This window comes from Candidatus Brocadia sp., from assembly GCA_021646415.1.
Taxonomy (GTDB): domain Bacteria; phylum Planctomycetota; class Brocadiia; order Brocadiales; family Brocadiaceae; genus Brocadia.
In genome coordinates, this window is record SOEU01000004.1 from 121,505 (window position 1) to 136,087 (window position 14,583).

General features: G+C 43.2%; 15 protein-coding genes. 3 read left to right on the top strand and 12 right to left on the bottom strand.

The window, feature by feature from the left end; all coding sequences use genetic code 11:
• The first annotated feature begins 95 nt into the window (after positions 1-95).
• Positions 96-3,731: a hypothetical protein gene (locus E3K36_05330; protein MCF6154668.1), complete on the top strand. Its 3,636-nt coding sequence runs from the start codon at positions 96-98 to the stop codon at positions 3,729-3,731.
• Positions 3,732-3,781: 50 nt separating this feature from the next.
• Here E3K36_05330 and E3K36_05335 read toward each other — a convergent pair whose 3' ends face one another.
• From E3K36_05335 to E3K36_05390, 12 genes are all read right to left on the bottom strand, one after another.
• Entirely contained in the window at positions 3,782-4,405 is a 624-nt protein-coding gene (locus E3K36_05335; GenBank protein ID MCF6154669.1) for an N-acetylmuramoyl-L-alanine amidase, read from the bottom strand.
• Positions 4,406-4,679: 274 nt separating this feature from the next.
• Complete coding sequence (locus tag E3K36_05340) at positions 4,680-5,573, bottom strand: A/G-specific adenine glycosylase (protein ID MCF6154670.1); 894 nt, start codon at positions 5,571-5,573, stop codon at positions 4,680-4,682.
• The gene (locus tag E3K36_05345; GenBank protein ID MCF6154671.1) at positions 5,570-6,523 is read right to left on the bottom strand and encodes a pyruvate synthase; all 954 of its coding nucleotides are present in this window, start codon (positions 6,521-6,523) and stop codon (positions 5,570-5,572) included. The genes E3K36_05340 and E3K36_05345 overlap by 4 nt, the downstream gene beginning before the upstream one ends.
• Before the next feature lie 31 nt (positions 6,524-6,554).
• Positions 6,555-7,802, bottom strand: a complete 1,248-nt coding sequence (locus E3K36_05350; protein ID MCF6154672.1) for a pyruvate synthase — start codon at positions 7,800-7,802, stop codon at positions 6,555-6,557.
• A 19-nt stretch (positions 7,803-7,821) separates the two neighbouring features.
• The gene (locus E3K36_05355; GenBank protein ID MCF6154673.1) at positions 7,822-8,628 is read right to left on the bottom strand and encodes a DUF3307 domain-containing protein; all 807 of its coding nucleotides are present in this window, start codon (positions 8,626-8,628) and stop codon (positions 7,822-7,824) included.
• Positions 8,628-9,335: a hypothetical protein gene (locus E3K36_05360; protein ID MCF6154674.1), complete on the bottom strand. Its 708-nt coding sequence runs from the start codon at positions 9,333-9,335 to the stop codon at positions 8,628-8,630. Before E3K36_05360 ends, E3K36_05355 begins: the two co-directional genes overlap by 1 nt.
• A 306-nt stretch (positions 9,336-9,641) precedes the next feature.
• On the bottom strand, positions 9,642-9,959 hold the full coding sequence (locus E3K36_05365) for a hypothetical protein (GenBank protein ID MCF6154675.1): 318 nt from the start codon (positions 9,957-9,959) through the stop codon (positions 9,642-9,644).
• A complete protein-coding gene (locus E3K36_05370) occupies positions 9,943-10,509 on the bottom strand; it encodes a hypothetical protein (protein ID MCF6154676.1) in 567 nt (188 codons plus the stop codon). The genes E3K36_05365 and E3K36_05370 overlap by 17 nt, the downstream gene beginning before the upstream one ends.
• A 537-nt stretch (positions 10,510-11,046) precedes the next feature.
• Positions 11,047-11,328 carry a type II toxin-antitoxin system prevent-host-death family antitoxin gene (locus E3K36_05375; GenBank protein ID MCF6154677.1) on the bottom strand — a complete coding sequence of 94 codons (282 nt, stop codon included), beginning with the start codon at positions 11,326-11,328 and terminating at the stop codon, positions 11,047-11,049.
• 570 nt (positions 11,329-11,898) lie between these two features.
• On the bottom strand, positions 11,899-12,258 hold the full coding sequence (locus E3K36_05380) for a hypothetical protein (protein ID MCF6154678.1): 360 nt from the start codon (positions 12,256-12,258) through the stop codon (positions 11,899-11,901).
• A 118-nt stretch (positions 12,259-12,376) separates the two neighbouring features.
• Entirely contained in the window at positions 12,377-12,664 is a 288-nt protein-coding gene (locus tag E3K36_05385; protein MCF6154679.1) for a hypothetical protein, read from the bottom strand.
• Positions 12,654-13,547 (bottom strand): hypothetical protein, encoded by an 894-nt coding sequence (locus E3K36_05390; protein MCF6154680.1) that lies wholly within the window; start codon positions 13,545-13,547, stop codon positions 12,654-12,656. Before E3K36_05390 ends, E3K36_05385 begins: the two co-directional genes overlap by 11 nt.
• Positions 13,548-13,848: 301 nt before the next feature.
• Between E3K36_05390 and E3K36_05395 the strand changes: the two genes are divergently transcribed.
• Both E3K36_05395 and E3K36_05400 read left to right on the top strand, forming a co-directional pair.
• Positions 13,849-14,028, top strand: coding sequence for a hypothetical protein (locus E3K36_05395; protein MCF6154681.1), 180 nt, complete (start codon positions 13,849-13,851; stop codon positions 14,026-14,028).
• 24 nt (positions 14,029-14,052) lie between these two features.
• Entirely contained in the window at positions 14,053-14,496 is a 444-nt protein-coding gene (locus tag E3K36_05400) for a thioredoxin family protein (GenBank protein ID MCF6154682.1), read from the top strand.
• Positions 14,497-14,583 lie beyond the last annotated feature (87 nt).

Genomic DNA, 14,583 nt, shown 5'->3' on the forward strand with positions numbered 1-14,583 from the left:
CGAGTTTCGGATTTTGAATTTAGTGTTTAGTAGTCAGCGGAATATGAATCAATTCCAAAAAACGTAAAAAGAGGTTTTTGGCAAGGTAAACTATAATGTTATCCGTTAAGATTGGATACTATCATCCATCCCTTGAAGATTCGTTTGTAAATACCATACAAACGTTAAAAGAGAACGATCCCTTAGCACCCCTTGCCGTTGTGGCACCCATAAACTGGATGCTGAATCGCCTCCAGGAACGTCTGGTTCAGGAGCATGACGCCTCATTTATGAATATCTCGTTTATGAACTTCTCTATCTTTGCAAATGAGATATGCAGACGGTCAGGAGTAGACGCAGGCCAGATTATTCAACAGCAGGTTATTTATGAAAGCATCATTGCCGGATTATTAAAACAATATACGACTCAAGAGCCTCTCTTTAAAAATGTACAGTCCCTACCTGCCCTCGCTAAAGCCCTATTCCAGGTCATACAAGACCTTATTGACGCAAATGTTCGGGTCGATGACTTGAAAGAGGCTGTTCGTGAAGGATTCGTCGAAGGTATGGAAATACAGAAACTTCACGGAATTATACATCTCCATAACATGTTCTGCCGGAAATTGAAAACCTTAAATATATCCCATTATTCTGATGTCTTTCGGATGGCCACTGCATGTATACCGGATTCCGGATTTCTTAAAGGTTTTAATCGCATCCTGGCATATGGGTTCTATGATCTTACAGGAGTCGAACAGGATTTTTTCAGAGAAATATTTCGGACTTATCCATCAATACTGTTTTTGCCTTACCAAAAGAAACATCCCGCCTTTTCCTATGTAAAGCCCTTTTTTGAATCATTCGTTCTGGGACTGGCACGTGATGTAGAGGAGTTATCCGCAGAGGGCGATACCGGATTCTCATACCTGATTGCTCTTCAATCAGAAGATAGCTCTGTTGCGGGTTGCGGGTCACGGGTCGCTGGACACAAGTTAAACACACAACACACAACTCACAACACGAAACCCGTATCAGATATCCGTATTATAAATGCCTCAGGTAAACGGGATGAGGTCTGGACGGTTGCTAAGGAGATACTTACATTAGCGGATGAGGGTTATAAGATGGAGGAGATCGGCGTAGTCGCAAGATCGCTTGATCCTTACACCGATGCCATCAAAAGAATATTCCAGGAGAATTCTATCCCATTTATAACCAGTGCACAGGAACCTCTGGTAAGGTATCCATTGGTAAAAGTCATCCAACAGATCCTCAGGTTGAAGCGGGAAGATTTCTATCGTCCTATGGTCATTGAATTGCTCTGGTCACCTTACTTCAAGGTGCCGCCGTGTGATCCTCAGGGAGTTATTCCACGCCCCGACCTCTGGGACATCCTGAGCAGAAGGCTGGGTATTCGGGGTGATATCACGTGCTGGTTGTCGAGACTTGAGCAAGCGAGGACAATGCCGTCAGAATCTGTTGACATGGATAATGAAAAATCCATATCAAAAGAAGACACAAATATTGGCGGAAATACCCCTTCGTATTCCCCTTTTAGTGAAGGGGATGTCAGGGGGGGAAAAAATATGTTTCCAGATGATGAAGAGACAGGCAGGCGCGTCCACATCCCCACGGATCAAGTGAAGCTTCTGGAAAATATCCTCTATACGTTATCAAATGATCTATCTTCCCTTCCTGAAAAGGCGTCATGGACGATTATGAGTCAAAAAATAACTCATTTTCTCTGGAACTATATCCACATTCCCTCCGAAGGCATGAATCCGGAGGAGGAAGAAAGAGACCTCTTAATACTGAATAAAATAGGGGATTTGTTGCGCACTTTATGCACCCTGGACTGTTTGGGTGAAGAGGTAACATCGGATCAATTTATAGATACCTTCATAGACGCATGTTGGCAGGAATCCTTACCCATAGGATTGGGAAACGGCAGAGGTGTAAAGGTTCTGGATGCCATGTCGGCCCGCGGCATCCCCTTCCGTGCCCTGTTTGTACTGGGTCTCAATGAAAAGATATTCCCCCGTGCCATTTCTGAAGAACCCTTTTTGCGCGACCATGTCCGCCGCAGGCTTTCTGAAGTCCTGGGAAACTTCATTCCTGAAAAGCTCCGGGGGTTTGATGAGGAACGTTTGCTCTTCACTTTCTTGTTAAATGCTGCGGGGGAGCGACTCTATCTCCTCCATGAACGTTCAGATGAAGCAGGAAAGCCGAAGGTTCAATCACATTATCTCCTGGATATCCTTCAAAATATAAAAGGGATGTCTGTGACTGGAAAGAATCTTTTGAAAAAGCCGGAATACGCAGTTTACGCTCCGCGGGGTATTAAGGACAAGCTATTCAATAGAGAAGTGTCCTTGCTTACACCCAAAGAGATTGGCATTCGCATGGCACTCGACCGAATAGACCCCACCCATTATCTGAAGACCTTTGGAATCAACCGGGATGTCTTTGATCGCTCACAGTCAAGCTTAGGTTTTCTCGAAAGCTACATGCCTCACTTAACATCATGTGACGGGGTTATTGGTGACATGTCCGAATGGCTAAATGAGCAGGCATGCCGTGGTCTTAGCCCTACCGCGTTAGAGGTCTTTGGGGTCTGTCCGTTTAAGTTTTTTATGAGCAGGATTCTCGGATTGGAGTCCCTGGAAGAACCAGAAACGGCCGAGATGATAGCAGCCGTGGACCTTGGTACCCTTTATCACAACATACTGAGGGACTTTTATCATGCCCTGATAGAGAAAGGATATTTTGCCATAAAAGGACATAAATTGAATTCTGTAGAACAAAACAGTAGCGGGCCAAAGACATCTCCTTGTCGTGATCGGAATACCCCTCCTTCATCCCTCCCTTGCAAAGGGGAGGAAACAAGGGGGGGAAAAGCCCGCGATGGAAAAAAGACGTTTTTACATGGGAATCCTATAGAACTTTTGCGCAGTATTGCCCAAAAATATTTCACAGAAATAGAGCAAAAGATACCGATTCCATACCCAATCATCTGGGAAATCGAAAAAGAGGAGATACTCGACCTTCTCACAAGGTTTATAACTTGGGATCTCGAACAGATCGAAAAAACGGGCTATATCCCCACTTACCTGGAAAAGACAGTAAAACTGGGTCCACAAAATGATTTGTTCAAACTCATCCCCGAATCCTTTCAACAGGAAAAAGGTTCAAAGATGACGTTTAAAGGAAAGATCGACCGGATAGATATAAAACAAGCCGGGGACATAGCTAGTTTTCATGTGATCGATTACAAATCCGGGAAGTTTCCTGTGGAAAATCTCTTGAAATCTGTCATCAGGGGTCAAAGATTGCAACTTCCCTTCTATATCATCATGGCAGAACATTTACTATTGGGGGAAATTAAGAAGGGTCGTATTCCCAAAGATCAGGTCAACTTGGATGAGGCCTCCTTTGTATACATTGCAGGGTCTCAGGAGGAAAAGAAGAGGCAGATGTGTCCGCAAAAAAAGACCATCGACGGTGAGGGTTGGGTGTCGTGCAAGGAGCAATACTGGGAGACCTTGCGTGAATTTCTCCGGGTCATTCGTGAGGGCATCTTTCCCGTTTCGCCGGCAGAAGACACACAAAAATGTGCATGGTGCGAATTTGCTACCATATGCCGAAGGGGACACCAACCGTTGCGATTTAGACTGGAACAGGATGCAAGGCTAAAAAAATATAGGGAAATTATTAATTTGAATATCACGAAAAAGTCAAATAAACACCGATAAGTCTATTGCTCTCATGAAGATCATTGAATTTCAAATCGATGTGATATATTTCAATAACGATAAGTATTGGCAAGCAACTTATAATAGGGAAAATTTCGCCCTGGGCAATCCGTCTGTCTGCAGTGTCTGTGCATGATAACATTTTCCGAAGGAATATGACATCTGTTCTGCAAGTATTCTGTCAATACTGAAAGTGAGGCCATTTGAGCTGCCGTTGGAGAGGATTCGTTAAAGTTTCCCACAAGGCATATTCCTATGCCATAATGGTTGTATTCCTCCACGCCGGCATGGGCGCCATTAATCTGATTTACCCATCGATTACCGATCTCAATCTTTCCGTCCGGGGTGCCGTTTCCATTCCCGATCACAAAATGATATCCCAGGCCATTCTCCCATCCTTTTTTTTCCCTGTGAAATCTGTCAAAATCGGCGGCGCTACCGGACGCTGAGGCACTATGATGAATAACGATGTACTTCCAGTCTCGCACAAAATAACGGTCTAATTGACTGATAATATAAGGTTCTGCTCTTTTATGGGGTTTTCCAGGGGGCAGGGTACTTTCGCGAGGTTTTATGATAGTAATCGGTTTTTGAGCAGGCGGTGTATAACAACCGTACACGCCAAGGACTGCAAGAAAAGATATACAAACATATATTTTCCACCGAAAGTGCATGGATATTCTCCTAAATAGATTTGATACCGGCTAAGCACCTGAAATGGTTATAATTTCTCCTGAACAACAAAATTCATCTGATGGTTTTTTCCTGGTTTTTTAGTATCGTATTTATTATTAAATGTTTTGCAAATAATATGCCTCGTTAATTTCGGTCATTTTTCAGGAGAATTATCTGCAAGGGGCATAGTTATTGTGGTTTTTTTGTACTCTTCGTAGGCATTTTAAACACGCACTGCGTGTCTTCAGAAGATGTTGTTTCTATTTCTGGATCTTAAGCTAAGGTAAATTTTTTCCCTTTCTTTTTAATAAAACCTTCTTTTTCCAGTTGAACAAGGTTATTTGCAAGTTTTTTCTTGCTGATCCGAAGTTTTTGCGCCATTTCAGGTTCAGAAACAGATGATGCACCGGTAAGGGCTTTCAGAATCATTCCACGAACTTGCCTGTTGGAACCTTGAAATGGAGACTGCCTTTGGTAATGGGCGCTTTTCCTGTTAAAATTTTCATATTTCTGATTCAGCATGACTCCATAATCCATGAGGGCATAATACCACTGCCGGGGATTGGAAGTATCAAGGGTCTTTTCCACCAAAGGAAGGATTTCGGCATCCGTGATATTCGTCTTATCATGGAAAAAGCTATGGATAAATACCCTTCGTATATTTGTTTCAATAAAGACCGTAGGTAGGTAAAATGCAAAGGCAGAAATTGCACAAGCTGTCGCCCTGCCGATTCCGGGAAAGGTAATCAATGTTTCTACAGCAGAGGGAAGATTGCCATGAAATTCTTCTATGACCCTTTGAGCGATCTTTTTTAAGGCTATCGCCCGGCGGTTGTAACCCAATCCCTGCCATTCACTGAGTACCGGGCGGAGCGGTGCCTGGGCGAGGGAAGAAAAATCCGGAAATATTTTGATGAATCGTTCGTATTTTCTTATAACCCTCTGTACCTGGGTTTGCTGCAACATAATTTCTGAGATGAGGATATGATAGGGGTTTTGTGTCATTCGCCAGGGAAGGTTACGGCCGTGTTCCCGGTAATAGCAGTAGATCATTTCCTGGAATTTCTGCACTTCGGATGAAGTGATGACCTTTTTCCGGACTGCCGGTGCCGCCCCAGAACTTCTGTTTTCCCGTTTCTGTGCGTGTGCTGCGTATTCTCTTTTCATGAATTACAAAGAGAATTACGGTTACCCAAAACCTCATTCCAATACTGATCGACCGTTGTTTGTATACTCTTAAGGATGCTTTCTTGCCTCACCGGTTTAAAGAGATGTGAAAATCTCCCCTGTTCTTTTAAATAGTCTTCGACAGGTTTAAATTTCCTTGGAATAATCGTATGCGTTACCTCACCATAAATAGCCTCTTTCAATGCCCAGATACCCGTATCCACTGCGAGCTTCGCTAATCTGGCAGAATGGGACGGATCTGTTGTCCAGCCAGGCGGACAAGGAGAAAGGTTTATGAAGAGTTTCGGCCCTTTGTACTGTTCTGCCTTTTTAAACTTGTTGATCAGATCAACCGGGTGGGCCGGAGAGATGGTTGCAAGATATGGTGGTTTATGACTTCTCCATATCTCAAAAAGGTCCTTTTTAGGGAGTAAAGCCCCGGTTGGACTTATCTTCCCTATGGGCGTTGTCCCCGTCTTTGATGCAAAGGGTGTCGCACCTGACGACTGGAAGCCCGTGTTCCCATATGCTTCGTTGTCGGAGCAGATGTAATAGAAATCGAGATTACGATGCATGGCCCCCGATGTGGATGCAATGCCCATATCATAAGCAACTCCATCGCCCGTCAGCACAACCACCTTCAAATCTTCTTCGGGATCCAACCTTCCCTTTTTTATCAATATGTCAAGGGCATCTCTTATACCTTGTGCCCCGGCAGGGGCACAGGCCATCGCTGTATAAAGCCAGGAATTCTGAAAAGGCGTAAATGGATAGACTGAAAGCAGGGTGAAACAACCGGCGGCATTTACAATTACGGTCTTTTTCCCCAAAGCTTTCAGACAGTGCCTCAAAGACAAAAGACCCCCACAGCCTGCACATGTAGGGGTGCCAGGGAAAAGATTCTCTTCTGCAGGAAGGTCTTTTAAGGATTTTATAAGTTGCATATTCATATTCAAATATTAATTCCGCGGGTCTCCGTGGTTATCTATTATAATTTTTATTATACTTCTTTCCAGCAATTGTTTTTAATCTCTCCATATCCTTCCATTCTCCCTCTGTATAAAGGAGCCGGGGTGCCTCAACTTTCCCTGTCTCTCCTGCCTTAATCATGTTATCGAAGATAAATTCAAACTCCTGGGGACTTATGTTTTTCCCCCCGAGTCCGCCAATAAAAGACAGTAAAAGAGGCATTTCTTTTCCGTTAAACAGTGCACCGGCGATCTCCGAATACAAAATGCCACCCTTTCCCACGCTAATATTCTGGTCTAAGACAGCCACGGCTTTTTTCCCTTTCAGCGTCTCCTTTATATCAGCCTCTGGAAATGGCCTTAAAAGCCTCAACCTCAAAAGCCCGGCTCTAATGCCTTTCTCCCGTGCCTTTTCTATAGCAGCCTTCCCGAGGGTTGAAAATGAATTGGACATGACCAGGATATATTCGGCATCGTCTATCATATACCCTTCGATGGTATTATAGCTTCGGCCAAATATCTCTTCAAATTCCTTAGAAACCTCCTTATAAACATCCAGCGCCTTCATGCTTGCAAGGTGCATCTGATATTTAAAATACGAATAGAGGGAACCTCCAATGACCGCCAGGCCCTGTGCCATTGGTTGACTTGCCTTGAAAAATGCATGTTTTGGTTGGTAAGGTGGCAGAAACTTTCTGACATCTTCTATCTCCGGTATATTTACAGGTTCCCTGGTAAAGGAGAGATGGAATCCGTCCATATTTACAAAAATGGGGAGAAGGACACGCTCATCCTCTGCCAATCGATACGCCATTAATATGGAGTCCAGTACCTCCTGGCATGTTTCACAGTGAATTTGCAAAAACCCCGAATCTCTGGCTGCAAGGATGTCATTATGGTCGGGTTCCAGCGTTATCGGGGCTGATAAGCCCCTTGAAACGTTTACCATCACAAGGGGCACCCGCCACCCTGCTACGGTATAGAGCATCTCAAAGCCGTACAAAAGCCCCTGACTTGATGTCGCAGTAAAAACCCTCACCCCCGTTGCTGATGCGGCCCCTGCTGCGGTAATCATGGAATGCTCTGAATCTAAAGAGACAAAGTTGGCATCCATAAACCCGTCGCTAATCCATCGTGACAGTGTTTCGATAATCTCTGTCTGCGGTGTTATGGGGTATGTCGGTATATAATCGACATCAGCCAGCCTCACACCCCAGGCAGCCGAGGCATTACCCGTGAGCATCTCCCTTATCATTTCCACATTATCTCCCTTTCAAACCCTAAATTTCAAATAAATTCCAGGAGTCGACATTGTCTGAATTGCTATTTTCCGGGACCAATGGGTATTGCAGCATCCAGCTCGTGAATACCCCCAAAATAATTGCTATTACAAAACTGATCATGGTGCCTATTAATATGTATTCGGCCTCTTTTCGGCAATTTGGGGTTCTCATCTCGCCAAACCGAAGGATCGATTTCGCTGCAATCAGGAAACCAATGGCTTCAAAGTGTCTGAGCAGGACAAACGTCAATATGAGGAAGCGTTCCAAACGTCCAATCCATAGTCCGGCCTTCTCCAGACCCGGCGAAGACGTTTCTTTTATTTCTTCCCTCCACGGTTTTGTAATTTTACCGATCCAGACACCTGCCGGCCAGATTACTATAATATAAGACAGAATTACAGCCCAAAATCCTGCATTTGCTGTTCGTGAAACCAGAAAGGTAACGATGCCTGATATATTACCATGTATCAGTAATATCCAGCATCCTAAAATAATGACCAAATGTCCTGATTGATCACACAGGAATGACCGGGCTGTGTCATCTCCTTTAGATTTTAAACCATCGCGCAAAACGTGTGAAATAAAAATAACAAACGGGAGCCAAAGTGCATTCCAGAATCCCGCAAAAATATATGCAAGTATTCCGGCAAATGCCCCATGCACGCAAAGCCAGCCGGATATCTTTTTTCCCCCGAATCGCTGCCCTGCCCAGGAATCCCCTTGAAACACAAAGTCTGCAATTACGTGGGCTACGATAAGGCGGAGGAGTGGTAGTAAATCATCTTGACTCAATGGGCTTATCATTATAAGCTCCTGACCTTATTTCGCTTCATTATAAGCCCCTGTGCTTTCTTTTCGGCAATAAGCAGTTCATACCGGCGGCATAGCTCTTCGATGGCCCAGCCACCAGCACTTTTCAAACGCTGGCGGACGGCTGGTTGGGAGATACCGAATTCCTTCGCAGCCCTCTCTTGAGTTAAACCCCGGATTTGACCAAGTATTGCCTGCGACTGCTCGGCAGACCACCTGTTTATCAGGGCATCGAGCAAGGCGCATTCTATATCAAGTTCCGCATCAACCGCTTGCCAGGGAGTGCGGATAAGCAACCGCCGGTCTCCCTTCATCCCATCCAATGTCGGCCCGGAACGACGAAATGCCTCGCCATCTCCTTCAGACCCCCGACCAGAGGGAAGAAAGTCGATGGACCCAATTCCTATGGCAATCCGCGCATCCAGTGCATAGCGGCGCTGCTTTGTCTTAAAACCGTGTCGTAAACCAGCACGAATAATGATAGCTACCCGAAGGGCTGCCTCTGGTTTGGATAACACCCCCTGGAAACTATCCCCACGATGTATTTCAAAGGGTGCGCGTATTCCGTCAGGCAGGATATCTTTGATCGTATTGAACGAAGATTTGAGTACCGATAATAAACGGCTGCGCTGAGCGGTGGTGAGTCTTGAAGATCCAACGATGTCGCCAGTTATAACCGCATAAAGCCCGTCATTTCTCATACCCCACATTCTCCCGGTGTTTTTGAAATTATAAGTCCTCACCATTATATGCGTAGTATATAAGCCTTAGGGCTTATAAGGCAAGAGAATATTGGCAAATGGCCGAATATTTAAGAAGCTCAACGATAAACAGCATACCACTATCGCAGGGTGGCATCGGGAAACTTTGAAAATATTTCAGATGTTTCGGCGTGTCCCCACACCGAAACATCAAGAGACAGTATTCTGGCTATCATTCCGGTGTCTATAAAGCCCGGACAAATCAAGTATACTCTGTTAATCGCTAACAGCAGGTTAACCTGGCCTTTACTTCATTTTGAAAGCGAGTGCTGATATTGATTTTTTTAAAATTTCTTTTAACTGGTTATCCCCTTCATGTTGTTCAGCCCTAATTCTATTTATATCAAAAGGTACATTTGCAATAGGAGTTTGAGTAAGAATAATACAATCCTTTTCAAGCATATGTGCCAAGCCTAGTTCATATAATACATTGGGATTAAGAGTAGTAACCTCGGCAATTATAAATGCCGATTTCAGGAGATAGCTATAAATTTTATTATCAATACGATCGGGTAAACGATCCTCATCTACCCGATAAAATGAAATTTTAAAAAACTTCCTCAACTAAGGGTTTTATGACTTCCGTATAAATTCTTTGCGGAAACTCTTTTTGTTTAAATGGCATTATGATAAAACAAAATGGTTCAACGGCCTCGATTTTAATTTCTTGATAATATCGGTTAATTTTTCTATCTAATGATACTTCACCCTTCGGTAAAGGCAGATTATCGAAGATACTGGGTTTAACTTTATATATATCTTGTTTTATTTCTTCAATATGACCTAAAAACTTTAGAGTATTAATACCTCGTTTTAACATATCAACAGGAATATCAGTAGAAATATATATTTCGTACAATGTTATATTTTCACTTGGAAAAACGCGGACCCAGGACATGAGTATAACACGCAACATCTGTTCAGCTTCATTATCAGTAATTACCCTACCCAAGTAGTCATTAAAAGTAGTTGTTGTGAGGACTTCTCCACCTGTACCGGCAAGAATGTGAACTGAATTCGTGCGAACGTAATGAGATAAAAACCTGAAAAGAACCCATTCAAGAGGAATAGCCTGTCTGAAACCAGGATAATCCTCGTAAAGTTCTTCGCTCACCTCAGAGTGTACTCCATTTATCTGAGTTAGATAAAGGATTTTCTCCCGTTACGTGAAAGTCTATAAGACCCCGGTTAAACGCTCGACTACCATTTGCAGGAAAAACAGAAAGATTGTAAACTTTGTTTGATAAAATAAGATGTTTTGGATATTCTGGCATTTAAGATGTCCTCATAAATAATTTTCCCTTCATAGTTCTGTAGGTTGGGTAGAGCGAGAGTGAAACCCAACATCAACCATGCCATTTACAGAAACGTTGGGTTTCGTTCCTCAACCCAACCTACCCCCTAAACGAACAGGAATGGAAAATCTATCTATTTCCTCACACAAAGCCACTAAGGCACAACGATTTATTGTGTATCCTCTATTGATTATCCTTGATATTCCATCCTTCATCATTCTTTGCGGCTTCGTGTCTTTTCGAGATTATCCCTCTTATTCGTAACAGTTCAACCAACAAAAACAGTCTTCAACCCTTTTCCTTCAGGAATATCTTCAAATAGGCGCTTGTATCAATATTATCCAGGGCGGGTTCATTTAAAACCTTTCTTCCCTTCTCTCTATCACGGTTTCAGATAAAGGCTTTCCGGCAATCGTAATAGTTCTGCCAAGCGGCAACTTCCCTTTAACAGCCCCTCGCAATATCCCCTGATCTTCCAGACCTTTGATCTTATCGTCCGGTGTCCCCTCTTTCATAACCGGCTTGATAACGGCAACAGGGGTTCCCCTCTCCGTTACAACAACCTCCTGCCCTTCTCTGACGAGCTTCAGGTATTTTGAAAAGTGCATATTTGCTTCCCTTAATCCAACGTGAAGCATATCAGTCCTCCTACTATAGTTACGTTACTACTTTTTACCTGTTTATACATTCTATGTCAATTTTTTTAAAGACCGCCATGATATTCCAGTTTATAATGGGTGCTCCACAACAATCATAATCAACTTGCAATCATATAACTTTCTGCTTAACCAGAACGAGTCGGAAAAGACAAAATCCGAAGCATGAAATTCGTGAGTCAACCCTGTCAGGGTTAATTTTATTCACAATTTTTGCTAAAAATGCCAAGATTATCTTTGGAAGATACTACTAAACAGTTTTCTTGTTTCTATCTTCTGCTTCAACCGCGACTCAACTTCGTCAATCAAATTTTCTTTTTTGTAATTAAAGAATAATATCAGCTATTGCAAACATGTCATCCCTTTTCCCGTTATACCAACGTGCACTTGACCATTTCAACTTTTGGGGAGTTAATACAAGTCCCCTAGTAACAGGGTTATTGTGAATGTAATGAATTTTTTCAAATTTACATTTTATGAGATCAAACAAACACGGACAAACATGTTTGTCCGTGCTCAAGTTTATTTACCATGAATGATTAAAAGGTAAAATCATTCATTGGCTAACACGACGTCCCTTTCTCCAAGGTACCAGCCCGCGCTTGACCATCTCCATTCTTGAGGAGCTAATACTAAACCTCTCTTAACGGGATTATTGTGGATATAATGCATCTTTTCAAAGAGTTCATTTTCACTGTTAATATTCCGATCATATCCCGGCCCAGTTTGCCAGAATCTAAAAACCTTTCTTGACCCACGTTTGACAGTTAATTTATCCAACCACTGTCGATTGTTTTTTTCCAGATAATGTTTAGCCTTTCTGGCTACCGATTGTTTAAGTGTTTTCAGAAATAATGAAATATTATACTTTTGAACCAGTGGATAGACTGCGAGATGAACATGTTCTGGCATGATTACGTATGCTCATAGGGCGTACTTATGTTTTCCTTTTGCTTCTGTAATTGCCTCAATTAACCAACGTTTTGTTCGTTCCCTGCTCAACAAAGGAAGTGTTGATAACATGAAAAGGTTAAAAGGTGTGCGTGGCCTGGGCTGTTGTAATGGCAAATGGTTTTCCTTTGCTGCTGCTCCATTTATATCCCATATCACATTCTATGCAAGATAACACAAACACGGACAAACAAGTTTGTCCGTGCCACCCAGCCAATCCCCTGTTTTTATATTCGTTATTTAGCGCATGGATGAATCTTGATAGTTTTGTACTTACTTCTAAGTACCTTTTTAAATATTGCTTATGGCTATGTGCCGATGTAGTGAGAAGTTTCTCTATCGGTGTAATTTTGAGTTTACCATGCATGAACCTCCCGCACCTTCTCTATTGCCTTTACAGGACATTCCTCCACACATATCATACATCCCTTGCAGTTGCTATAATCGGTATAGGGGAAGCCGTCTTCATTCACAGCAATGCAACCGTCCGGACACCGGGCGACACAGGTCATACATTTGGTACAGGCTTCGTAGTTCCAGACGGGCTTAAATACCCGCCAGTTACCCGTCTTTCGTAAAGGGGTATTTCCCGTAGAATTTATGGCGGGACTGGAAATTAAGGCGGGCTCGAACGGTACGTCAATAACGGGGCTTTCTTTGTGAATGGCTTCTGTAGTCTTTATTTCTATAGGTTGGATCGCATGAAAACAATAGAGTGCAGCCTCTACGTTTTTTGCAAGAAGTTCCTTGTCGGTTAATATCTCAGACGTCTCCTTTTCAACCGCCTTTTTTAAGGAATCCGCTTTGAGACCGGCAATCCTTGAGGCAACGCCGCCAGCTAAGGTGCTCAGGACAGGCAGTCCCAGCATATCAAGGCCGATCTTCGTTAAGTCCAGGGTAATAACCTGTGCTGTTACTTTGTACTTGTCCTTTGCCTCTGCCGGACTGTGGGTGGTATTTATAAAGACAATACCACCCTCTTTAAGCCTTGATAACGGGTTTGCCAGGGGATCATCCAGGAGGGTCTCGTCCATCACGATCACAATATCCGGCATGGGAATCACACCTCGTTCCAGGATGGGTTCTTTTGATATGCGGGTGAAGGCAGCTATGGGTGCACCCCTCCTCTCGGCACCGTAGAGTGGGAAGTCCTGCGCGTAGTAACCTTCAAGAAAGGCGGCAGTACCGAGTACCCTGCTTGCCACCTTTGCCCCCTGACCGCCCCTGCCATGGAATCGTACTCTGAACATGTTTTTAACTCCGAAAGCTACAAATCAGACCATGAAAATTTTTTTTCTTCGAACTTTTCTATACCACTGAATTTTGGATTAAAGGTATTTTGGAAAGATAAACGTGATACGATAAAATATTGTACTATAATAAACACTGAAGAGGCAAGGATTGTTCTCCTTAATTGTTACCGGTACAACCAACGTTGATGTGTGGTTTATGATAAAGAATATTTTTTGTTGACTCTGGAAAAATATTGTGTTATAGGTTCTGTATGTATTTTTAATCTATCCTGCCACATTTTGAAAAAGGAGGATGGTCATGTTAAAATACGTTTTGCCCTGTCTTGTATCATTAGTGACACCCTTCGCAGCATCATTTGCCGCAGACACCAAAAACACACCGCCGTCTATTGTGTGGGAAAAAACCCTTGACGAGGCAGTTACAAAGGCAAAAATGACGGGAAAGCCTGTCTTGTTAGACTTCTTTGCACCCACCTGAACAGGCTGCAAAACATTGGGTACCGTGACGTACCCTGATGCTACAGTAGTAGACTATGTCAGAAAAAATTTCATTCCCCTGCAAATCAACGTTCAAAGCGGTTCGGACCTTCTCGGCAAATACCGGGCATTTTGGACACCAACGATCATTATTTTGGATTCTTCCGGTACCGAATATTATCGTTTCAATGGTTTTCTGCCCCCAGAAGAATTTATACCACAATTGCAGTTCGGACTGGGTTTTATGTCACTGCAAAAACAGGATTATAAGAGTGCCGGCGCCCAACTAAAGTGGGTGGTGGATAGATATCCTAAGAGCGATGTTGCTCCGGAAGCACAATATTGGTTTGGTGTTTCGGAATATAAGGCCGCCCATAACGTGGACGCATTACTAAACGCATGGAAGAAAATCAAGAAGGATTATCCCGGGAGTATTTGGGCAAAGAAGGTTTCTTTTGTAAAGGATTGATTGTTTTGTAGGTTTTTTATAACTGTTCAGTTTCCTGATTTGAGTAAGCAGTCGGTAATGGAAATTCATCCCTCTCTGTCTATTGCC